A 22,960-nucleotide genomic window follows, 5' to 3' on the forward strand; every position below is an offset into this window, starting at 1 on the left:
CCCCCGCATTCAACAGTCAACTTAAATCCCGATAATCAGTTTCTGGCCGGCCTTCAGCTGACTATTGTTCAGGTTGTTGAGGCTTTTGATTTTTTCGACGGTGAGGCCTTCAAATTTTTTGGAGATGTCCCACAAGGTGTCGCCGGGTTGAACCACATAGGTCTTGGAGCCGGGGATGGTTACGGGCGCCACAGGTGTTTTTGTGGTGCGCGCCGAAGCGATGGCCGACGTGCTTGACGAAGGAGGTTGGCGCAACCAGATGTTTAGGCGCTGGCCCGCCCGAATGTTGTTGTTGTGCAGGTTGTTCCACTTGCGCAGGTCGGCCACTTTCACGCCGTGACGGAGCGCGATAGAACCGAGCACGTCGCCGTTGCGCACTTTGTAGTTCACACGGTCGCGTCCATAGGTGGAGCCTTCTGTGTTTTTGGCCAGCACTTCCAGGTCTTTCTTGCCCACTTTCGAAGCCGAGTCAAGAATGGCGTAGCGGTTTGTCAATAATTTTTCTTTCGAATTCAGCGGAACATACAGGGTGTAGGTCTTGCTGGTTTCGGGAATGGCATTGCGTTGAATAGAAGGGTTGAGTCGTTGAAGATCTTCCAGGCATGTGCCGGTGAGGCTGGCAAATGTTTCGAAGTGAAGAAACTTGGTCACTTCCACCGTGTCATATTTGGGCAGCATCTCTTCTCCTTCGTCGAAGAAGTTGTGCTCGTCCAGGTGATTCATGGCATAGACGATGGCCACAAACTGCGGCACATACGAACGTGTTTCGCGGGGAAGGTTCGGATAGATCTCCCAGAATGTTCTTTTGTAGCCCGACTTGCGGATGGCGCGTTTCACATTGCCGGGGCCGGTGTTGTAGGCGGCCAGGGCCAGTTCCCAATCGTGAAACATGCTGTAGAGATCACGCAGATAGCGACAGGCGGCTTCCGTGGCTTTCACGGGATCCATGCGGTCGTCGATATACCAGTCGTTGTTCAAGCCATAGTGACGGCCGGTGGCCGACATAAATTGCCACAGTCCCACCGCGCGTGCGCGTGAAACGGCCCGGGGGTTCAGGCCTGACTCGATGATGGAAAGATATTTCAGCTCATCGGGCAGACCGTATTTTGCCAAAGCCTTTTCGAAGATGGGGAAGTACAGATTTTTGCGCCGCATCATCATGCGGGTGTACTCGCGATCGCGCACCGTGAAGTAGTTGATGAATGCGTGAATGCGTTCGTTGTAGACCAGAGGCATGTTTTTCTGAAGACATGCCAAACGGTCGGCGAGCACTCCTGGATCGTCGTCGCCGGGAATGTATTCAAGCTGGCTGGGCAATGCGAAGTAGGCAAAGTCGGCTGTGTCTTCTTTGAACAACATGTCTTCTTCGGCCACGGCCACTTCCAGCGAGTCGGCCACCGCGAGGGAGTCGGGCACCTGGCTAAAGGCGGTGAACGAAAGTGTTGTCATACACAAAGCAGCGATCCATGCTTTTTTGCTGACAGGGGCCAACTGCTCAATCATGCGATCGGCAGCGGAAAAAATGGTACAGCGAAAATCAGTTCTCATCACAAAGGGTCAATTCAATAGTGAGTTCGAAAAATGCAACAATTTCGATTCTTCAAAATCATCTGCTATCACTTGCAAGCCGATGGGCAACCCTTGCTTATCTTCCCCGCAAGGGAGGGCAATGGCGGGAACTCCCACCACGTTAGCCTGAACGGAGAAAAGATCCGCCAAGTACATTTCCAAAGGATTATCCGTGTGCTCTCCCAGCTTGAAGGCTGTGGTGGGCGTGATGGGCATCACGATAAAATCGTGGTGCTTCAATATTTCTTTTGTTTTGTCGCGAATGATGCGGCGCACCTTTTGGGCTTTGGTGTAGTAGGCGTCGTAGTAGCTGGCGCTCAACACGAACGTGCCCAGCAAAATGCGGCGCTGCACTTCTTTGCCAAATCCTTCGGAGCGGCTCTTCTTGTAGAGCGAGTCCAGGTCTTTTGCCTGCGCGCTGCGGTGTCCGTAGCGAACGCCGTCGTAGCGCGAAAGGTTGGAGCTGGCTTCGGCCGTGGCCAGAATGTAGTAGGTGGGAAGCACATATTCCTGTAAAGGAAAATCAATCACTTCCACTTCATGGCCGGCGGCTTTGATGGCGTCTAGTTTGGCGAGAATGTTTTCGCGGATTTCCGGCTGAAGGCCTTCCGAATCCTGAATCTCGCGCACGTAGGCAACTTTGTATTTTTTGGTGTCGGCCTGTGTCAGTTCCTTCGAATAGGAGGGAACGGGCAACTGCGACACGGTGCTGTCTTGCTCATCGGGTCCGGCAATCACTTCCAGCACCAGGGCCACGTCTTCCACAGACTTGCCAAAGATGCCGATGCAGTCGAACGACGACCCGTAGGCGATCAACCCAAACCGGGAGATGCGCGAGTATGTTGGCTTGAGGCCCACCAGTCCGCAAAAAGCGGCAGGTTGGCGCACAGAGCCCCCTGTGTCAGATCCCAACGACACCTGGCACATGTCGGCTTGCACGGCAACAGCCGATCCTCCGGACGAACCTCCGGGAACCCGCGTGTTGTCGGCGTCGTTCAAAACCGGTCCGAAGGCCGAGTTCTCGTTCGAAGAACCCATAGCAAATTCGTCGCAGTTCTGGCGGCCGATAATGATGGCGTCTTCGTCGAGAAGGCGCTGCACGGCGGTGCCGTTAAATTGGGAGATGAAGCCTTCCAGCACGTTGCTGCTGGCTTGCAGGGGATGGTCTTTGTAGGCCAAAACGTCTTTCAGGCCCACGACGAGCCCGGCAAGTTTTCCGGCCTTACCAAGTTTAATTTTCGAATCTATTTCGGCGGCTCTGGCGAGCGCCTCATCTTCATAGACCGTCAGAAAAGCATTGAGATGCTTCTTCTTTCTGATGTTTTCCAGATGAAAACGGACGATATCCTGACAGGAGCGTTTCCCGTGCTGCAGATCGTTTTGAATTTGCCGAAATGTAGCGTAGGTCAACACTTATTTCCCGTCGTCAAGTTTAGCCGAATCTTCGATGTCCTTCTTCACATCTTTCACTGAATCCTTGAATTCGCGAACGCCTTTTCCAAGACCTTTCATGAACTCAGGAATTTTCTTGGCACCAAAGAACACCAAGATGAACAATCCGATGAGAAGAATTTCCTGGAAACCAACCCCGCTTAAAAACAAAAATGTAGCTTTCATGGCTTTAAAATTTAAAATCGTAAGGACAAAAGTAGGGTAAAAAAGCGTAGTATCAAATGCATGCGCCGGCCGATCTTGACGGCCTGGTTACCAGCGGTTAAACCATCTGCCTTTAAGGTCAAAAGATGGGATCGGAAAAGGACTTTTTTTGGTGTGCGTGTCGAGCCGAACGCCCGTTCACCATGTTATGGGGCACAACGGCTCACCGCACCGTCTCCCGGCACGGGTTTCTGCATGGAAATGCAGAGATTCTTACACATCAAAGTTTACATGTTTTTTAGCCACGACTGCGGATCGAGCGCCGTGGTGTTTTTGAAGATCTGAAAACGCAGCTCCGACACACCTTCGTTGTTGGAAAACACCTTGCCAATCTCCTGGTTGGTGGTGACACGCTGACCGCTGCGCACAAACACTTCTTTCAATCCCGCATACACGGTGAGGTATTCGCCGTGTTTGATGATGACCGTGCTGCCCAGACCTTGGATGAATGCTACACGCCGGACCTCACCTTCGAAAATGGTCTTCACCTTTTCGTTTTCCGTGGTCTGAATGTTCACGCCATTATTTTGTGTCACAATCCCTTTCAACACCGGGTGATTCTGACGTCCGAATTTTTGCGATACAAAGCCTGACGACACGGGCCAGACAAATTTGTTCCGGTTTTCTTCAAAGGAATTCGACAGCACCACGCTCTCGCCTTTTTTCGATCGCGCCGCCCGCTCCATCTCTTCCTTGATGAGGTCTTCGATGAGTTTGTCAAGCCGGGCCACGGCCTGTTTTGTTTGTTCGAGGTCTTTGCGCAGTTTCTTCTCTTCTTTCTCCAGTGTCTTCACCAGCGAATTTTGTTTTTGCTTGAGTGAAACCAGGTTGTTGTTTTCGGTGAGTTCTTCGTTGAGTAGCTTGGCTTTTTCTTCGCGGCGCACGCGGATTTCTTTTACGTGACCCGACAATTCTTCCTGCACCTTGGTGATCTGGTCGGCTTGCAGTTTGCGGGTGTCGGCGTATTGATTCATGTAGCGAAGACGCATCACCAACTGGTCGAACGACTTTGCGGAAAATAAAAACGTGAGACGGGTGGTGCTGTTGTTGGCTTTTTGTGCGGCAAAGAGCATGGAGCCGTATTCTTTTTTCAGCTCGTCAAGATCTTCTTCCAGCACCAGAATGATGTCGTTGTTGTCGCTGATCTCGTTGTCGAGCAGGCCCACTTCGCCTTTGATGGAGCTAACCAGTTTTTCCTGCTCGTTCACGCGTTGGTTCAACGCCGTGAGTTCGCCCAGGGAGTTTTTCTTTTGGGTGGATGTTTCCTCTATGATTTTTTCAACCTCCTTGATCTTCTCCAGATTTTGTTGTTTTTCTTTTTGCAGCTGCGCTTTTGTTTTTTGCGCAAGGGCAGCAAAGGACAGGCAACCAAAGATCAGAAGGAGTAGCGCACTTCTACCGGCGTTCATATCGCTTGGGTATGTTGAAGGGAAACTTAAGCTCTTTGTCGCCCACTTCGGCTTTGTTGTATTCAAAGACGATGGTGGTGTTCAGCAGGCCGCTAACCGTTTTATAGAAAAGGCTGATTGTTCCATTGTAGGGAAACAACTCGGGGCCTACGGGCTGGAAATTGGAATAGTTGATCACCAACGAATTGGAGCTGTTGCTTTCTTTCATCTCCACTTTCTCCAGTTTGTTGCTGGCGGTGTTAATGAAGTTGTCGACGAAGACGGTGTTGGCGTGTTGTTTCAAAATGAAAAATGAGCTTTCCTGTAAAATGTCGTCGCTGTCGGTGCGGGGCTTGATGAGGTTGCCCAGCATGGCTGCCTGTATAACGTCGTAGTTGATCTCGAAATTATAGCGCTTCGAAAGTTCGGCATAGTCAAACACATAGTATTCCTTGTCCACATTGCTCACCACGGTGATGGAGTCTTTGTTGATGAGTGCTTTTCCGCCTTGCACGCCAATCACCGAAAAGGTCATCCAGATCACGCTGTCTTTGCGCACGCGGATGTTGGCTTTCACTTCGCGCTCTTTTTTGGCATCGCGCAAAATCATGCGGGCCTTGCCATGAAGATATTCAAAGTCGATCTCGTCGATGTGGAGTGCCGGTTTGGGTGTTGCCGCCACGGGAGGAGGTGTGGAGGGAACGATTTTTTTACTACACGACATCATCAGCGCGGAGAAGGCAAGCAGTAGAAGCCAAAGACGTTTATTCATAAATTTTCCGGTTCGCAATTTTCTTGTTTAACAATTCACTGTTGGCATTGAGTCCGCGGGCCTTCTCCCATTGCTGCACCGCGCCGGTCACATCGCCGAGTTGAAACAATATGTCGCCGTAGTGTTCGAAGTGCGTGGCATTGGCATTGCCCGTGAAGATGGCACGTTCGATCACTTTACGCGCTTCCTTATACTTCTGCCGCGTGTAGAGCACCCAGGCATAGGTGTCGAGAAACGTTGGATTGTCGGGGTTGTTTTTGGTGAGCAGTGCCGACATTTTCTCAGCTTTCTCCAGGTTGCTTTTGCGCAAAGACAGGTAGTAGCTGTAGTTGTTCAGCACGGCGTCGTTGTTGGGGTTGATGAGCAATGCTTCATCATAGGCTTTGTCCGATTTTTCGTAGGCCTTCACAGCATTGTAGGCATCGCCCAGCATGCTGTTGAGTTCGCTTAACAATTTTGTGTTGGTAGACGAAAGTTTCTTGGCTTGCTCCAGCGATGCAATGGCTTCGGTGAACTGGCGTTTGCGCAGGTAGGCATAGCCGTTGAAGTAGTGCAGCACACCCTGGTTGGGAAACATCACGAGGGCCTCGTCGCTGTGTTTGATCACGTTGTCGAATTGTTCGGATTGCGTTTCGAGATACAGCAGGTTTTCCCATACTTCGAAGTTCACGTTGCCCAGGTCGATGGCTTGCAAATATTCGCGTTGTGCCTCGCGGGTGTTTCCCGTGGAGAGATAAAGATCGCCGCCAAGGATGTGGACATTGGGATCGGACGGGCTGCTCTTCTCCAGCTTTTCGAGGAGCGACAGCGCGAATTTTTCTTTGTCGGGATCCGACTGGTTGTGGGCTTTGGTTTGATTCAGCTCGGTGTTGTAGGCCCCCAGCACAATAAGCTTGCTGCCCAGTTCCACCGTGTTGTCGTCGAAAAGGGTGAGAAGCAGGGGGCGGGCCTTGTCTTCCTGGCGATTGTCGCGGTAGATGCCGGCCAGCAGCATTTTCACGTTTCCGGCGTCGGTGTTTTGTGCGGCAAATTTTTCGAGATACTTGATGGCTTCGGCGCGCATGTTTTTTTGCGCGAGCACTTCGGCAAAGGCCATGGCATACCGTTCTTCGTCGGGAAAGGCATTGAGAAGTTTTTCGCCTTCAACGATGCCCTCTTTGGTTTTGCCCTGCTCCAGATAGAGCCGCATTTTCTGTATAGACGACACTTCGTTCACGCCAAGGGCATTTTCGGCCCGGTTATAGGTCCTGATGGCGTCGTCGAACTTGTTGGCATATTGGTAGACCGCGGCCAGCTCGTAGAGGTATTCTTCGGAGCCTTTCACCTCTTTGATGAGGGTTTCGTAGGTTTCGGCTGCTTTTTCGAATTTGGTGAGGCTGCTGTAGAGGTTGGCCGCCAGCAGGTAGAAATATTTGTTTTTCTTTTCCAGCTTCAGCGCATTTTCCATGCTCAGCGAAGCCTTCAGCAGGTCGTCCTGTTTGTTGCTTTGCGACAGCACTTCGGCCACTTTATAGTGCACGGTGGCATTGTCGGGAATGATTTCGAGGGTGCGCTGATAGTAGAGGAGGGCCTTTGCGTAGTCTTCGAGGATGAAGAATTTTTCGCCTTCAGTGAAATAGAACTCGGCTTCCCGCAGGCGAATGCCGGAGGCCTGGAGTTCGTCACTGTTTTTTCGTTTGCGCTGGGCAACTACCGGCCCTGCCGCTGTCCACAACAGCGCCGTCGTCAAGGCCAATACGGTATAAACTCTTCTTCCTCTCAATTTCACGTTATTGTATTGAAGTCGCCCAGACTTAAGTCGAGCTTAGAACCTTCAAAAATAATGAAATTCCCCAACATGCTGTTCTCCAACATGGCTGTTCGGATGGTTGATTCGCGTTGAATTATGGAGTTTTTGATACGGCTGTCGTAAATCTTCGTTTTTTCACCCACCGATACGTGTGGCCCGATCACCGAATTCTCGATCACAGCCCCTTCTCCCACAAAACAGGGGGCAATGATCACCGAGTTGGTGATGGTGGCCTTGTCTGACACCAGTTTCTGGTCTTTTATGAATTCCAGGTAACGCTGGTTGGTTTGCACGGTCACGCTCTTGTTGCCACAGTCGAGCCATTCGGTGACCTGCCCGGTGGTGAATTTTGCTCCTTTTTTGGCGTAATTCTGCAAGGCCGACGTGAACTGAAACTCGCCTTTGTCTTTGATGTTGTTGTCGATCAAGTATTGCATTTCGTTCGCAAGCGCGGCGCCGTCGCGGAAGAAGTAGATGCCGATGATGGCCAGGTCCGAAACAAATTGGGTGGGCTTTTCAACCAGCTCCACAATTTCTTTTTTGTCGTTGAGCTTCACCACGCCAAACTGTGAAGGATCTTCCACACGTTGTACCCAAATGATCCCATCCTGCGTGGTGTCGAGTTTGAACTCGGCTTTGAACAGCGTGTCGGCAAAAGCCACAATCACCTTGCCGTTGAAGAGCTCCTTGGCAAACAGCAGGGCGTGCGAAATGCCAAAAGCTTCCTGCTGATAATAGATCTTGCCCTCGGCGCCCACTTGCTGCGCAATGGCCTTCAGGCTGTCTTCCACTTCTTTGCCAAAGGATGGATGGATGATGAAACCTATCGCATCAATTTTCTCGGGAGTTACCTTGGCAATGTCTTCTACCAGGCGGTGCACAATGGGCTTGCCGGCAATGGGAAGAAGGGGCTTGGGAACGGTGAGTGTGTGCGGGCGAAGACGCTTGCCCAATCCGGCCATCGGGATAATGATATTCATGCGGGAGAGTTTGTTTTTTGGTTGTAGTAAAGCTAAAAAAAAATTAAGTCGCCGGTTGTCTGAACGGATTCTTTTCCAACAGATAAACAACGAGCACGAAGCTTACAATAATTGCACCATGAACCGCCGTGCCCACCCAGAAATTGGGAATGATTATGGAATTGGTGGCGTAAACGATGGCGGTGGTGACAATGATATAGGCCATGCTCTTGCCGACCTGGTAGGGGATGGGATAATATTTCTGTCCCAGCAAATAACATCCAACCGTCATCGAGAAATAACAAAGCAATGTCGCGATGCTGCTGCCCAGGTAGCCCAGGGTTGGGATGAGGAGAAAGTTGGCCGCAATGGTCACTACGGCACCGCCCACCGTGATGAGCGTTCCATAGATGGTTTTGTCGGTGAGCTTGAACCACACCGTGAGGTTGTAGTACACGCCCAGAAACAAGTAGGCCAGCAACAGAATGGGCACGATGTTCACACCTTCCCAATAGGTGGCGTTGCCCAGAAAATATTTCAGGATGTCGAGGTTGATGCCCGCCCCCAGCAAAAGCACACAGCACACAATGATGAAGTAGTGGTTGACACGGGCAAACAGTGCCGGCGAATTTTTGTCGACTGCGTTAGAAAAGAAGAAGGGCTCTGCGGCATACCGGAACGCCTGCACCGTCAGGTTCATGAGCATGGCCAGCTTGTAGCATGCGCTGAAGATACCCAACGCCCGGGCTGGAGTCTGGTTGGCATAGAAGTTTGCGGGCAACCACCAGTCGAGCGTTTGCCGCGAAAACATTTCGTTGGTCACGCCCGCCAGCCCAGTCAACATCACCGGATAGGCATAAGAGAACATGGCCGGCGAAATGCTCCGGTCGATGACGGGCCGCCACGACAAGAGCGACCGCGCAAAAAACAACAGGTAAAAGGCGTTTGCCAGCAGGTTTGCCAGCACCACATACCCAACGCCCACAGAAGGGTTGAAGGCGATCTTCAGAAAATAAAAATTCAACACCATAAGCAGCCCGATGTTGGTGAGCTTGCCCACAGCAAACTGCAACGGTTTTTTCTTGAGCCTTAGCCGGGCAAACGGAATGGCCACCACGGCGTCGATGAACATGATGGCGGCCAGCCACATCACCAGGTCGTCGTGCCCGGCAATGTCCATGATGCCGGCGATAGAAGGCGCCAGCAACAGCAACGCACCCGACAACACAAAGCTGATGATGACAACAACGGTTTGCGCGAGGTTAAAAACTTTTTGTTCGTCGGCTCCGTCTTTCGTGGCAAACCGGAAGTAGGCGGTTTCCATGCCGAAGGTGAAGATCACGTTGAGCACGGCCACATAGGCCAGCAGCTTCGAAAGCACACCGTATTGCTCGGGCGAGAACGCGTTGGTGTGGAGCGGCACCAGCAAAAAATTCAGAAACCGGGGAACGATGCTTCCCAAGCCATAGAGAACGGTTTCGCCGGCAAGTCGTTTTAGTTTGCTCATTCGTGGTTTCCTCGCCGCATCGTGTATGGTGCCGCGTGCTGCTATTTTATTTTCCTGTGAAATTCGGTTTACGTTTTTCAATGAAAGCGGTTGTGCCTTCTTTGAAATCGGCGGTTGTGGTGAGCGCGGCAAAGTTGCGGGCCTCGGCGCTATAGCCGTCTGCTTCGAAGCTATAGCCGGCATTCACGCTTTGAATGACCCGTGCCACTGCCAGGGGACCTTTGCTCAAAATCCTGGTGAGCATCGACGTGGCCAGGGTCATCATGTCGGCGTGTGTAGCCACCACGTGGTTCACCAGCCCGATGGTTTTGGCTTCGGCGGCGGTGATCATGTCGCCCGTGAGCATCAGCTCCAGCGCCTTGCCCCGGCCCACCAGTTGTGTCAGCCGTTGTGTGCCGCCATAGCCGGGTATAATTCCCAATGTGACTTCGGGTTGTCCAAATTTGGCATTCTCGGTGGCTATACGCATGTGACATGCCATGGCCAATTCGCATCCTCCACCCAGAGCGAAACCGTTTACGGCCGCGATGATGGGTTTGGGACAATCTTCGATTTGCTTGAACAAACGATGGGTTTTTTCCACTAAAGCCAAAGCTTCTTGGGCATTCAGCACCGAAAGTTCCTTTATATCTGCGCCGGCAACAAACGCTTTTTCGCCTTCGCCCGTAAGAATTATTCCGCGGGTCTCATCATTTTGGTAAACTTCTTGTATAATTTCGCGCAGCCCATCCAGAGTTTCGTTATCCAAAGCATTTAAAGCGGCAGGTCTTGATACCGTCACAGTCAATATGTGAGGGGTGTCATAGTGCGTGCGAAAATTCTTCATGGGCATCAAGTTTTTAGACGGATGCAACTTATTGACCTTTTAGATAAGGGACAAAATAAATTATGAAGAAGAATTTGGTCTTGGGGATTTTGGCGGTGTTGCTACAATCCGTGGCTTTTGGACAAACCTCAACAACAGGCAGCGGAAACTGGAGCGATGCCACACTTTGGACTTCGGGTGTTCCCGCAGGCGGAACAACAAACGCCACCATCAACAACGCATTGATACTGGATATCGGGTCGCTGACCATTTCTTCGGGCGACTATATTTTTAACGCCAGTGCCACCGACATGCCGGGCGGTTCGCAGTTGGGTGTTTCTGTTGGAAACGGTGGCGTGTGGGAAGTTGCTGCGGGCACCGTTACCCTCGAAGGCAACATGAATCTCAACAACTTCTCGACCCTCACGGTCAGGGCGGGCGCAACCCTCATCACGGGAAGCGTGGCCATGGGCAACAACGTGACGGTGCTGGTAGAAGCCGGCGGCACATGGATCATCAACGGTGACCTCAACAGCAGCAACCAGGCAGGAACATTCACCATTGGCGGTTTGGTATCGATCAGCAATAACTTTCAAACCAGCGGCACAGCCGAAATCATCGGCACAGGCGACATCACCACGGGCGGTAGCATGCTCACCAACGGTTCGTCTGAAATTTTTGATTCAACGGGCGATTGCAATACCGGTCCTTGTTCGGGTAGAAACCTTTGTGGTTTCACCAACGTCATCACCACGGCATCACAGGTGAAATGTTCTTCGGCCGTGGGCGTCATCGTGCTCAATGCCACAACCAGCGCAGCATCGCCAACATACCTGTGGGAGTCGAGCACCGCTTCACAGACGTCTGGATTTGCCTCGGCCACTCCCGTGAACAACGCATCATCCTACACCGTAGCAGCAACGCCTGCGCAAACCATCTGGTATCGCCGCAAGGTGACCGCGTCGGGTTGCACCGGCACGTCCATTCCCGTAAAGATCACGGTAGTGCCCAGCGCCGGCGGCTGGATTGGGGCGGGTGCCGATAACAACTGGAACACCACGGCAAACTGGTGCAGCGGTGTGCCCACGGCAACAACCGACGTCACCATTCCTTCGGGGGTGCCGCGTATGCCTACCGTGAACATCACCACGGCAGTAGCACGTGACCTCGTAGTTAACCCGGGCGCAACCATCACCCTAAGCTCAGGCAACACACTTTCCATCAGCGGAAACTTCACAAACAACGGAACCCTCACCGCCAACAGCACTTCGACCGCAGTGTTTACGGGAACTGCTGCGCAAAATCTGGGCGGTTCATCGTTCAGCACATTCGACAGACTCACGATCAATAAAACATCGGGCACATTGACTTTGAACGGATCGTTCGCTACGGTGAGTAGCATTTTGACAATGACTGCCGGTAACGTGAACCTCAACGGCAATCCATTGACCCTGGGCGCATCGGGTTCGCCCGGCACGCTCACCTACACCGCAGGTTGGTTGTATGGAGGAAGTTTCACACGCTATTTCAACGGAGGCAGCAACATTACAATCGGAAACGCGGCAGGACTTTTCCCGATGGGAACGGCGGCCGACACACGCCCCCTCTATGTGGGTGCAAACGGCATCAACCCCAACGGATACATTCGTGTGTCGCATACGGGAGCTACTACCACCAACAACGTGTCGTTCAATGACACCGATGCACAAGCCATCGTGCGCCGTCAGAATTCGTTCTGGGCGGTTAGCTCTAACCTGAGCAGCGGCACCTATTCACTTCGCGCCGGAGGAACCGGCTTTGGAACCATTTCCACCGTGGCCCATTTGCGCCTTGTGCTTAGCGGATCGGTGGTGGCAAGCCCTGCGCCTGCCAACTCCGGAACCCCAGCCAGCCCGTTGGTGGAACGAATAAGCTTGTCGGGTGCCAACCTCACAAACAACTTTTACATCGGCTCCATAAACGGAACACTATCGCCGCTGCCGGTGAAACTCATCTCGTTCGATGCGCAAAGTGTTGCCGAAGGAATCCAGTTGACCTGGAAGACTTCGAGTGAGGATAACTTTCACTACTACCAGCTGGAGCGCGCAGGTACTGACCTGAAATTTGTTGCCATCGCGCGCATCGAAGGCGCAGGCGGACATGCCATCACGAAGTCGTACGATTATCTTGATCGCACACCGCTGTCGGGCAAAAATTATTACAGACTGAAAATGGTAGACGTGGATGAGGTCTTCGAATATTCGCCCGTAGTCACTGCCAATGGCACCTCACTGTCGGGTGTGAGTGTCTATCCGAACCCCATCAAAAACAACAGTGTGACGGTGGCGCTGAACGACACCATGGACACGCCGGTTCAGTTGCAGCTTTTGGATGGAACAGGAACGCTGGTGTTGCGCGCATCGCTGGATGAAAACGTGAATGTGCTTCAACTGCCCGACAGCATTCGTCCGGGTGTTTATTTCCTCCAGGTGTCATCCGGCTATGTGCGCCAGATCATCAAAGTAGTGATTCAATAAGCCGCCAGATACTCCGGCAGATTTTTCAGGATGTCGGCTGCCATTTCGGGCAAGCCGAACCGGTGTTGCCAGCCCCAGTCGGCGCGGGCTCGCGAGTCGTCGATGGAGCGCGGCCACGAGTCGGCAATGGCCTGACGGAAGTCGGCTTTGTAGGTGATGTTAAAATCAGGAATATGTTTTTTGATTTCGGCCGATATCTCTTCGGGGCAAAAGCTCATGGCCGAAATGTTGTAGCTGGAACGCACGTGTATTTTTTCGGCGGGGGCTTCCATTAAATCAAGCGTGGCCTTCACGGCGTCGTCCATATACATCATGGGCAGGTAGGTGTCGGGCTTCAGGAAGCATTCGTATTTTTTCTCCGACAAAGCCTGAAAGAAAATATCCACGGCATAGTCGGTTGTGCCGCCACCGGGTTTGGTTTTGTAGCCGATCAGTCCCGGGTAGCGAAGACTGCGCACATCCACACCATGTTTTTCGTGATACCACTGGCACCACCGTTCGCCGGCTTGTTTGCTGATGCCATAGACCGTGGTGGGGTCCATCACGGTGTCTTGCGGGGTGTTTTGTTTTGGGGTGGTGGGGCCGAATGCGGCGATGGAACTGGGCCAGTATACTTTCTCGATTTTATATTCCACGGCGGCGTCGAGCACATAGAGCAGGCCATCCATGTTGAGGTGCCATGCAAAGCCGGGATTTTTTTCGCCCGTGGCCGAAAGCACGGCCGCGAGGTGATAGACCTGGGTGAACTTGTTTTTTTGGATGAACGATGTGAAAGCGTCGCGCTTCAACACATCCAGGATTTCGAAATTGCCTTCGGCCAAAATTCCTTCCGCGTCTTTAATGTCGGTGGCCACCACGTTTTCTTTGCCATGCAACCTCCAGAGACCTTGCGTCAGTTCTGAACCCAATTGACCTCCGGCGCCGATTACAAGAATTTTTTGCTTACCCATATCTTCCTCAGAATTCCGGGGCGAAATTACCAAAATTTACCATTTAGCTACCATGTGTTAGGGGTGCATTTTAATTAACTTAGCGGCCGTGAATTTTGAAGCCTATTTGATATCCAAAAAGATCGATTCGGATGCTTTTCAAAAAGCCGAAGCCGCCGTGTGGAAAACCTGGCAGCAAGAATTCGAGCAGATTCATCCCAACAGCTTCACCGCGCAGAAGCTTTATCTGATCAACCCGGTCCGTCGCAAATATCCCTTGAAACACGAACCGCCTAAAGCAACGGTTGTTGCCGCCGTGGTGGCCGAGCCCGTGTCAACGCCGGTGACGACAGCGCCTGCTGCGCCAACTCCGGCAGTCACAGCCCAGCCCAAGCCTGCAGTGCCGCGCCCGGTGTTCAAGCCCAAGCCAAAAATGACTTAATGCGAATACCCCTCATTTCAACATAACGTATGTACAAGAAGCTACAACCTGTATTGCAGAAAGAACTTGCTAGCATTCGCGAAGCCGGCCTCTTCAAGAAAGAATCATCACCACGCCTCAAGGTGCCGACATCAAAACCGATGACGGCAAGAGTGTCATTAACTTTTGCGCCAACAACTACCTCGGTTTGTCGTCGCATCCGCGCGTGATCGCAGCGGCCAAAGCGGCCATCGACACCCACGGCTTTGGCATGTCGTCGGTGCGCTTCATCTGTGGCACGCAAGACATTCACCAAACACTGGAGGCAAAGATCTCCGAGTTTCTTGGCACCGAAGACACCATTCTCTATGCCGCGGCGTTCGATGCCAACGGCGGTGTGTTCGAGCCCCTGTTCGGCGCGCAAGACGCCATCATCTCCGACGAACTTAATCACGCATCCATCATCGACGGCGTGCGTCTCTGCAAAGCCATGCGCTATCGCTACAAGCACAACGACATGGCCGATCTGAAAAAACAACTGGACGATGCCCGCGCGGCGGGCGCTAACCAGATCATCATCGTCACCGACGGCGCGTTCTCCATGGACGGCACCATTGCGCAGATGGATAAAATTTGCGCACTGGCCGATCAATACGAAGCCCTGGTCATGACCGACGAATGCCATTCGATGGGCTTCATCGGAAAAACAGGACGCGGCGTGCCCGAGCATCGCGGCGTGATGGACAAGGTAGACATCATCACCGGCACGTTGGGCAAAGCGTTGGGTGGCGCGTCGGGCGGATTCACGTCGGGCAAAAAAGAGATTATCGAATTGCTGCGCCAGCGTTCAAGACCCTACCTGTTCTCGAACACCCTGGCACCGTCCATCACGGGCGCGTCTATTGAAGTGTTCAACATGCTTTCGGAAACCACCGCGCTGCGCGACAAGCTGGAGAAGAACACGCACTATTTCCGAGACGAAATGACCAAGGCCGGGTTCGACATCAAGCCTGGCGAGCATCCCATTGTTCCCATCATGCTCTATGAAGCACCGCTGGCCCAACAGTTTGCCGACAAGCTTCTGGAGAAAGGAGTCTATGTGATCGGCTTCTTCTTCCCGGTAGTGGCAAAAGGTCAGGCGCGCATCCGCGTGCAGATTTCGGCTGCTCATGAACAACACCACCTCGATAAAGCGATTGCAGCGTTTACTGCCGTCGGTAAAGAGCTGGGTGTTATAAAATAAAAATCACTCTTAAAAGAGAAAGCCACTCCGACATATCGGGGTGGCTTTTTTTATGATGTATAAAGATTGAGTCGTGGAATAGAATTACTTCAGCCCAAGTTCCTTCTTTCGTTTTTGCACAATGTCGCCCATCTTGGAAGTGTCTTTGGAGAGAAGGCCAAAGGCGGGGTCGATGTTTTGGGAAGGGAAGAAATAGATGCAGCCCTTTTTGCCTTTCAGTTTCAGCCTATAGAGATTAACAAAGGGAACGATGGTGAGCGACTTCACTTCGGGCCATGCAAAACGAACGTTGCGATCGCCTTCTGTGACCACAATTTTGTTTTTACCTACGGCCACGCGACGCACCTTTTCGGTGATGAGCAAAAAGAAAAAGAAAGCGAGCATGCCGATGGTGATAAACACAAGGGCAAAGAAGAACGTTTTCGCCGTGAAAGGATGCCGGAAAAAGATCGTAGCGGCAGCGAGCCATTGCAGAATACTGAAGGCGAGGAAGAAATATTTAGCGAAGTAAAATTTAACGGGACTGGCTTCTACCATATGAGTAGGAAAAAAGTATTTGAATTTACAAAAAAAACCATTTGTTGTTACGTTTTCTGCAAACTTTCCGCCAACCTGCTCATCCCACTCCTACTTTTCAATCACCACCGGAAAGTCCTGTCCTCTTGAAAACGTATACGGATACTGCGGGTTGCCTTTCAGTTTCCGGGTCATCTCCGGAACCTGGTCGTCGATATATGACTTCAGCTCATAGATGGTAACCTTTCCATCTTTTGGCGCGCCATCGGCTTCTCCCTGCAGTCCCTTGATGAGCACATAGGTGAACAAGCCGTGACCCAGCTCCCTGAATTCTGTGGCAAACTGTTCGCTTCCCGCCGACGCCATCACGTGAATGCCGGCGCTGCGCGAAAGTTGCGCGATGGCTTTCTCTTCACTGGCACCGCGCGTGGCCAGCAACTCTACCGACCCGCCCGACTGGCAAGCGTCCATCACAATGAGTTGCTTCAGGGCTTTGATCTGTTTGAACTTGTCTTGCAACACGCCGGCCTCGATGGCTTCTTTTGTGAGCGAGCTGGCGTCGTAGAGGCGCAGGTTTTCGGTGGGGATAAAATAGAAATGATTGTCGACCATGCTGCCGTGGCCCGCGTAATAGAAAATGAAAACGTCTTCCTGGCTCACTTTCTTTGAGAGGTTTTCGAGGGCGGCGAGGATTTTTGGCCGCGTGGCGTCGGTGTCGTAGAGCGTGGTGAGTTCAATGTTTTTGAACAGCGTGCTCTTCGCGTCCATCAGTTTCCCGAACGACTCGGCATCGGGGCGTGCATAGTTCAGGTTGAGCTTGCTGTTTTTGTATTCGTTGATGCCCACGGCCAACACATAGCAGGTGCTGCTCTTGGTGGCATGATCGGAAAACAACTCGGCGGTTTGCGGGTCGGACTCGATGTTGTCTTTGTTGCTGGCGGTGGCCATAAAGGTGTTGGGGCCGCCAATGAGGTCCACATCGTGTTTATAGGTTGTGGCCTGGCCGCGCGATGCCGGAAACGTGAGTGCGTCGCGGTCGAGTGGAATGTTTTTGCCATTGTGAAACAGCTTCAGGTTCTCCACACCGTTGCCGTTGTCGATGATGCGCACATACACCTCTGCCTTGCCGGGCAGGCCTGGGATGATCGCGATCTTTACCGTGGGCGGGGGCGAGCTTTTCAGTTTACCCTGTATGCCCTTCGAGTCTTCTTTGCCTCCACGGTTTTGAAAAATGCGTGGCAGCAAATCGGGGCGATAAAATTCGTTAAAAAACTGGTCAACGGCATAGGTCTTCATGCCGCTCGCGAAGTGAATGTAGCGTCGTGCTTCGCCAGTGCTGTTGAAGTAGCCTTCCGGATTTTTCACCATCCAGTCTTTTTCGCCCAGGTGAATGTGTTCGAGAAATTCTTTGCCCGAGCTCATGTCCCAAAATTTGGTGACACCGTCGAGGCTGTGGCTGATCAGCATTTTCTGATCGGCACTAAATGCCAGCGACGTCACCTCGGCCTTGTGGCCCTCGAAGGTGCGCACCACCGTCGCGCTGTTCATGTCCCACACGCGAATGGTTCGGTCGGCGCCGGCCGAATAAATTGTTTTGCCGTCAAGACCGAACATGGCCGTGTGAACAGCGCCATGGTGACCTTTGAATTTCTTGGTCATCAATCCCGTGCCCACATCCCATAACCTCACGGAGCCATCCCAGCTGGCACTTAATAAAGTTTTTTGATCAAGACTCAGTTGAATAAAAGAAATCACATCGGTGTGGCCCACAAAATTGCGAACTTCTTTTTTAGTGTCGAGCTCCCACATTTGCAGCGTGTTGTTGAGGCGCGCGGTGAAGAGGTAGAGATCGTTGGGGTGATACACCAGGCTATAGGTCGAAGCGTTGTCGAGGTCGACGTAGGTGATGAGCTTGCCGGTATTCAAATCGTGCACCTTCATGGTGCCGTCCCAGCTCGAAGAGGCCACCGTGGTTTCGTCGCTGCTAAAATGAATGTCGAAGATGGGCTCGCGATAGGTATTGATGGATTTTAGCGAGTCGCCGGTTTCCACATCCCACAGCATAATTTTTCCGTCGCCACCGCCCGTCAGCATGCGGCGGCCGTCTTTGGAAAGTTCATAGCAAAGCACGGCTTTCTTGTGCCCCACATATTCCATCAATGTTTTGCCGGTGGCGATGTCCCACCGTTTCACTTTGGTGCCGAATTTTCCTTTGATAAGATTTTTTCCATCCCGCGTGATGAGCACCGCGTTTTTGAAACGCACAAACTTCGCGATGTTCGACTGCCAATAGAAGTTGGGGTCGTAGGTGAGTCCGCCGCGATCGCGTTCGTTCAAAAATCCTGTCAGGGGCTTGTCGGCTTTCTTTGACGCGAGGTTCCACACCAGTGATGTGTTGTTGTCGCAAGAGATGAGCAGTCGTTTGCTGTCGAGTGTAAAGGCCAGCTCGTGAAATTCGCCCAGGCCTTCTGCCGAGATGCTGTCCAGCAGGGCTCCCGTTTTTTCATCATAGATCAGCACGTCGCGTTCGGTGGAGCGGGCCACACGCTTGCCATCGGGGCTAATGGCAAGGCCTTTCAGATCGTTCGATTTTTTCTCGTATGACTTAATAAGGTTAAACGATGGGAGTTCATATTTCCGAAGGGGGCCGTTGTTTGACGCGAGATAAAGACTTTTCCCATCGCGGCCAAATTCGGTGCGCGCGCCGCAGCCACCACACCAGCCTTCTTCATAGGTGATGCTGTGTATTTTTTTCCAGTCGGAGGTTTGATAGATGTGGGCGATGTGATTGTCTTCGCCCAGGGTAATGAACTTGCCGTCGGGGCTGATGCTGATGTCGATGCCGCCACCCACCCCTTTTTCGGAATTGATTTCGATGTCGGCCAGCACCTTGCGGGTGTCGTAGTCAAACACGGTGGCGGTGTTGGCGTAGCCGGCTACGATAAAAAATTTCATCTTCGGGTCCAGGGCCACGTCGGTCACAATGTCTTCGCTGGCCACAGAAAAAATCTCGCGTCCTGTTGCCACGTCCCACAGCCTCGCCGTTTTGTCATTGCTGCCGGTGAGTAAATATTTTCCGTCGCGTGTAAATTCAAGACTGGTCACGGAGGCCTCGTGTCCGAGGAAGCTGCGCACCTCGCGGCCGGTGCTCATCTCCCAAAGTTTGGCCGATTTGTCGCGGCTGCCGGTAGCCACAAAATTGCTGTCGGCACTCACGGCCACAGCGATAACAGCCAGCTCATGTCCTTTCTGGATGATGGTTTCCAGCGACTGACACAAGGAATAGAATGGAGAAAGAAGAAGGATAAAAACGACGCGTTTCATGCCGAAAGATATTTGGCACGAAGGTAAAGAATTAGATCAAGCTTTTGCAGGCGAAGGCTCCGTATGCTCGGGCTCTTCTTCCTTCAATTCTTCCCACCGCGCGGGTTCGTCGTTGTGGAGGTATTGCAGGATGCGTTGTTCCACCTGTTTCAGTTTGAGCGAGCGCAGATATTTGCCATTGCGCGCCAGGATGAGTCGCCCCGATTCTTCCGAGATGGCCATCACCAGCGTGTCGGTGTTTTCCGACATGCCCACCGCCGCCCGGTGCCGAAGACCAAAGTGTGCCGGCAAATTGTCGTTTTCGCTCACAGGCAACACACAGCGTGCGGCTTTGATGCGACCCTTGTGCACGATCACGGCGCCGTCGTGCAATGGACTGTTCTTATTAAATATAGAGAGCAGCAACCGCTTGTTCACAGAGGCGTCGAGGGCGTCGCCGGTTTGTGCATAGAACTTTAGCTCGGTGTCGCGCGAAAACACCACAAGCGCCCCCGTCTTGGAAGCCTTCAGCGTTTTGGCGGCTTCAATGATTTCGCTGATGTCGAAGTCGTCGTGATATTGATGGCGCCAGTTTGAAATAGTCTTGAAGAAATTTTCCTTGAACTCCGTGCCGCGACCAATCACCAATAGAAATTTCCGGATCTCGGGTTGAAACAGGATGATCATGGCCAGCACCCCCACGCCCATGAACTGCCCCAGAATGGTGGCCAGCAATTCCATTTGCGCCGCGCGCACAATCAGGTACACAAGGTAGAGTGCCAGAATGCCCAGGAAGATGTTCACGGCAATACTTCCGCGAATGAGCTTATACACCTGGTAGAGCAACACGCTCACCAACGCAATGTCGACAAAGTCGACCCAGCTCACTTCCAGAAATCCTATTTTAAAAAGAAAGACCATGTATTACAAAGGTAACGACGATTGATGAAGTAGCGATGAAGCAGCAAACATAAAATAGGTCAGCCGTTGTGCGTTCCCTTACCGGTGGAGATCAACGTCACCGCTTGCACAGCTTCTTTCACATCGTGAACGCGCAGGATGGCGGCTCCTTTTGCCAGGGCCAGCGTGTTCAACACCGTGGTGCCGTTGAGGGCATCGGCCGGTGCGATGTTCAGCGTTTTCCATATCATCGACTTACGGGATAACCCCACCAGCAGCGGTTTGTTCAGGATGTGAAAATCTTCCAGGTGGTGCAGCAGTTCGAAATTTTGCGTTGGCCCCTTGGCAAACCCAAAGCCCGGATCGACCACCACATCTTTAATACCCAGAAGCTGCAGTTGGTAAATTTTTTCGTGAAAATAGTCCAGCAGGTCTTTCCGCAGATTTTCGTAGGTGGCCAGTTGCGTCATGGTTTGCGGGTTGCCGCGCATGTGCATCAACACATAGGGCACGTTCAGGGCGGCCACGCGGGCAAACATGGCGGGGTCGAGCGAGCCGCCGGAAACGTCGTTCACGAGGGCTGCGCCTTCCTGCACGGCCGCGTCCGCCACATCGGCCCGGTAGGTGTCGATGGAGATGAACGCGTCGGGGAAATTTTTGTGAATAGCCTTTATGGCCTGTACGGCGCGTGAACGTTCTTCTTCGGGGGAGATTTCGGTTGCACCGGGGCGTGTGGAGGCGGCACCCACATCGATGAACGTGGCGCCTTCGTTCAGCATTTTTTCGGTTTGTTGCAGCACGGAGGCTTCTGTGGTGAAGCGCCCGCCGTCGTAGAAGCTGTCGGGCGTCACGTTGAGGATGCCCATCACTTTGGGAATGCTCAGGTCGAGCAGCCGGCCACGGAGGTTCAGTGTTTTGTTTGGGGAAAATAAATTATTTTCGGGCGCAGATTTCATGGAGGGTTGTACTGAAATGATGATCCAAATTAAGAAGTTTGCCTCCTAAAGTTTACGGCCTTGGTTGAAAAAACAGCTCACGAATACAAAGAAATAGTCGCCCGCTGCAAAACGCTGTTCGAAAAGAAGACCCGCGACTACGGCACGGCGTGGCGAATCCTGCGTTTATCGTCCATCACAGACCAGATCTTCATCAAGGCCCAGCGCATCCGCAGCATCCAGGAAAAAGGCACGCAAAAGGTTGACGACCCGGTGGCCGACGAGTTTGTGGCCATCATCAACTACTGCATCATGGCCCTCATCCAGATGCGGTTGCCCGCCGATGCGCCCCTGGAGATGAGCTTCGAAGCACTCGAACCGCTCTACGATGGCGCCGCCACCGAAACGTTCGAGCTCCTTCAAAACAAAAACCACGACTACGGCGAAGCCTGGCGCGACATGCGCGTGACGTCCATCACCGACATCATTCTCATGAAACTTTTGCGCGTGAAGCAGATCGAAGACAATCAGGGCAAAACGCTGGTGAGCGAAGGCGTGAAAGCAAACTACCAGGACATGATCAACTATGCCGTGTTCGCCATGATATTATCGAAAGCCTAAACGTATGATCCAAAAAATTGTAGACCAGGCCAGCAGGTTCTTTGTCGGAGCCCTGTTCATCTTCTCGGGACTCATCAAACTGAACGATCCCATTGGCACCGAAATCAAAATGGAAGAATACTTCGAAGTGTTTGCCGAAGACTTCGGTTCATTCTTTCTGTGGCTCAAACCCTATGCCCTGGAAATTGGCCTCACGCTGATCGTGCTCGAGCTGGCGTTGGGTGTGGCCGTGCTAATTTTTTATCGCATGAACATCACCACAAAAGTGCTGCTGGCGCTCATGGTGTTCTTCACGTTTCTCACATTTTACTCGGCCTTCTTCAACAAAGTGACCGACTGTGGTTGCTTTGGCGATGCCATCAAGCTCACACCATGGGAGTCGTTCACCAAAGATGTGATCCTGATGTTTCCGGTGCTTCACTTGTTCTGGTATCGCAAGCGCTATGCGCCGGTGTTGTATTCAAGAGAAGGACATGCCGTGGTGGGCGGTGTCACCATCATTTGTTTTGTGGTGGGCATTTACGCCATTCGCCATTTGCCCTTCATCGACTTCCGTGCCTATCGCATCGGCAACAACATTCCGCAGCAGATGCAACCGCAGGAACAGCCGGTGTTTGAATACACCTTCAAACAAAACGATGGATCACTTATCAAGTCTGAAAAATATTTAAGCGACACGCTCACCTATAAATACGTGGGTGTTGAGCAACTGAATGAAGAAAAAACGAAAGCAAAGATCACCGACTATGCCGTGTATGACGCCGACGGAAACGACATCACACAAAGCACCTTCGAAGGAGCAAAGCTTTTGTTTGTGATCTACGACGCCGGAAAAGCGTCTGTAAAAAATATGGACAAGATCCAGCAACTCATTAAGGGTCTTGAAGGCAAGGTTGACATGATGGTGCTTACCGCTTCGGGAGCCGCACAATTTGAAACGTTCCGTCACGAACATCAACTGGCCGTGCCCTACTATTTTGCCGATGCCACCGTGTTGAAGACCATCGTGCGGGCCAACCCCGGCATCACGCTCTGGGTGAACGGCACTGTGCAAGGCATGTGGCACGACAACGACACCCCCACCGCCGCAGACGTGACGGCGCTCATTCATTAAAAATTGGCAAACGCGTT

18 protein-coding genes and 1 pseudogene are annotated in these 22,960 nt (G+C 52.3%); 5 read left to right on the forward strand and 14 right to left on the reverse strand.

The features are described 5' to 3' along the window. Positions 1 to 21: 21 nt before the first annotated feature. The 9 genes from JI741_RS13880 to JI741_RS13920 form a co-directional block, all read right to left on the reverse strand. Positions 22 to 1,449, reverse strand: a complete 1,428-nt coding sequence (locus JI741_RS13880; RefSeq protein ID WP_236676062.1) for a lytic transglycosylase domain-containing protein — start codon at positions 1,447 to 1,449, stop codon at positions 22 to 24. Positions 1,450 to 1,557: 108 nt separating this feature from the next. Next, entirely contained in the window at positions 1,558 to 2,982 is a 1,425-nt protein-coding gene (gene gatA, locus JI741_RS13885; RefSeq protein ID WP_202010422.1) for an Asp-tRNA(Asn)/Glu-tRNA(Gln) amidotransferase subunit GatA, read from the reverse strand. Then, positions 2,983 to 3,186, reverse strand: coding sequence for a Sec-independent protein translocase subunit TatA/TatB (locus JI741_RS13890; RefSeq protein ID WP_202010424.1), 204 nt, complete (start codon positions 3,184 to 3,186; stop codon positions 2,983 to 2,985). Between the two features lie 266 nt (positions 3,187 to 3,452). Next, positions 3,453 to 4,634 (reverse strand): murein hydrolase activator EnvC family protein, encoded by a 1,182-nt coding sequence (locus JI741_RS13895; protein ID WP_202010426.1) that lies wholly within the window; start codon positions 4,632 to 4,634, stop codon positions 3,453 to 3,455. After that, a complete protein-coding gene (gene lolB1 / locus JI741_RS13900; RefSeq protein ID WP_202010428.1) occupies positions 4,621 to 5,385 on the reverse strand; it encodes a lipoprotein insertase outer membrane protein LolB1 in 765 nt (254 codons plus the stop codon). Before lolB1 ends, JI741_RS13895 begins: the two co-directional genes overlap by 14 nt. Further along, on the reverse strand, positions 5,378 to 7,147 hold the full coding sequence (locus JI741_RS13905; RefSeq protein ID WP_202010430.1) for a tetratricopeptide repeat protein: 1,770 nt from the start codon (positions 7,145 to 7,147) through the stop codon (positions 5,378 to 5,380). Before JI741_RS13905 ends, lolB1 begins: the two co-directional genes overlap by 8 nt. 2 nt (positions 7,148 to 7,149) lie before the next feature. After that, positions 7,150 to 8,154 (reverse strand): sugar phosphate nucleotidyltransferase, encoded by a 1,005-nt coding sequence (locus tag JI741_RS13910; RefSeq protein ID WP_202010432.1) that lies wholly within the window; start codon positions 8,152 to 8,154, stop codon positions 7,150 to 7,152. 43 nt (positions 8,155 to 8,197) lie between these two features. Then, the gene (locus tag JI741_RS13915) at positions 8,198 to 9,640 is read right to left on the reverse strand and encodes a lipopolysaccharide biosynthesis protein (RefSeq protein ID WP_202010435.1); all 1,443 of its coding nucleotides are present in this window, start codon (positions 9,638 to 9,640) and stop codon (positions 8,198 to 8,200) included. 46 nt (positions 9,641 to 9,686) lie between these two features. Beyond that, positions 9,687 to 10,466, reverse strand: coding sequence for an enoyl-CoA hydratase/isomerase family protein (locus JI741_RS13920; protein ID WP_236676064.1), 780 nt, complete (start codon positions 10,464 to 10,466; stop codon positions 9,687 to 9,689). 62 nt (positions 10,467 to 10,528) lie between these two features. Between JI741_RS13920 and JI741_RS13925 the strand changes: the two genes are divergently transcribed. Next, a complete protein-coding gene (locus tag JI741_RS13925; RefSeq protein WP_202010445.1) occupies positions 10,529 to 12,961 on the forward strand; it encodes a T9SS type A sorting domain-containing protein in 2,433 nt (810 codons plus the stop codon). Here JI741_RS13925 and JI741_RS13930 read toward each other — a convergent pair. After that, positions 12,955 to 13,911: an NAD-dependent epimerase/dehydratase family protein gene (locus JI741_RS13930; protein ID WP_202010447.1), complete on the reverse strand. Its 957-nt coding sequence runs from the start codon at positions 13,909 to 13,911 to the stop codon at positions 12,955 to 12,957. The two genes, JI741_RS13925 and JI741_RS13930, sit on opposite strands and share 7 nt — an antisense overlap. Before the next feature lie 88 nt (positions 13,912 to 13,999). Between JI741_RS13930 and JI741_RS13935 the strand changes: the two genes are divergently transcribed. Next, the gene (locus JI741_RS13935; RefSeq protein WP_202011089.1) at positions 14,000 to 14,332 is read left to right on the forward strand and encodes a hypothetical protein; all 333 of its coding nucleotides are present in this window, start codon (positions 14,000 to 14,002) and stop codon (positions 14,330 to 14,332) included. A gap of 29 nt (positions 14,333 to 14,361) precedes the next feature. Beyond that, a pseudogene (gene kbl, locus JI741_RS13940) lies at positions 14,362 to 15,554 on the forward strand (glycine C-acetyltransferase). A gap of 84 nt (positions 15,555 to 15,638) precedes the next feature. Here kbl and JI741_RS13945 read toward each other — a convergent pair. The 4 genes from JI741_RS13945 to folP all read right to left on the reverse strand — a co-directional run bounded on the left by JI741_RS13945 (position 15,639) and on the right by folP (position 21,229). Next, positions 15,639 to 16,091, reverse strand: a complete 453-nt coding sequence (locus JI741_RS13945; RefSeq protein WP_202010449.1) for a hypothetical protein — start codon at positions 16,089 to 16,091, stop codon at positions 15,639 to 15,641. A gap of 90 nt (positions 16,092 to 16,181) precedes the next feature. Next, a complete protein-coding gene (locus JI741_RS13950) occupies positions 16,182 to 19,394 on the reverse strand; it encodes a caspase family protein (RefSeq protein WP_202010458.1) in 3,213 nt (1,070 codons plus the stop codon). Between the two features lie 36 nt (positions 19,395 to 19,430). Further along, positions 19,431 to 20,294, reverse strand: a complete 864-nt coding sequence (gene cdaA / locus JI741_RS13955; protein WP_202010460.1) for a diadenylate cyclase CdaA — start codon at positions 20,292 to 20,294, stop codon at positions 19,431 to 19,433. A 59-nt stretch (positions 20,295 to 20,353) separates the two neighbouring features. Continuing rightward, positions 20,354 to 21,229, reverse strand: coding sequence for a dihydropteroate synthase (folP, locus tag JI741_RS13960; RefSeq protein ID WP_202010462.1), 876 nt, complete (start codon positions 21,227 to 21,229; stop codon positions 20,354 to 20,356). Positions 21,230 to 21,289: 60 nt separating this feature from the next. On the opposite strand from folP, the gene JI741_RS13965 reads away from it, so the two are divergent. Then, positions 21,290 to 21,829 carry a DUF1599 domain-containing protein gene (locus tag JI741_RS13965; protein WP_202010464.1) on the forward strand — a complete coding sequence of 180 codons (540 nt, stop codon included), beginning with the start codon at positions 21,290 to 21,292 and terminating at the stop codon, positions 21,827 to 21,829. Positions 21,830 to 21,833: 4 nt separating this feature from the next. Continuing rightward, a complete protein-coding gene (locus tag JI741_RS13970; protein ID WP_202010466.1) occupies positions 21,834 to 22,943 on the forward strand; it encodes a BT_3928 family protein in 1,110 nt (369 codons plus the stop codon). The last annotated feature ends 17 nt before the right edge of the window (positions 22,944 to 22,960 follow it).

Origin of the sequence: Chryseolinea lacunae (genome assembly GCF_016735595.1) — a bacterium.
In the GTDB taxonomy this organism is placed as follows: Bacteria; Bacteroidota; Bacteroidia; order Cytophagales; family Cyclobacteriaceae; genus Chryseolinea; species Chryseolinea lacunae.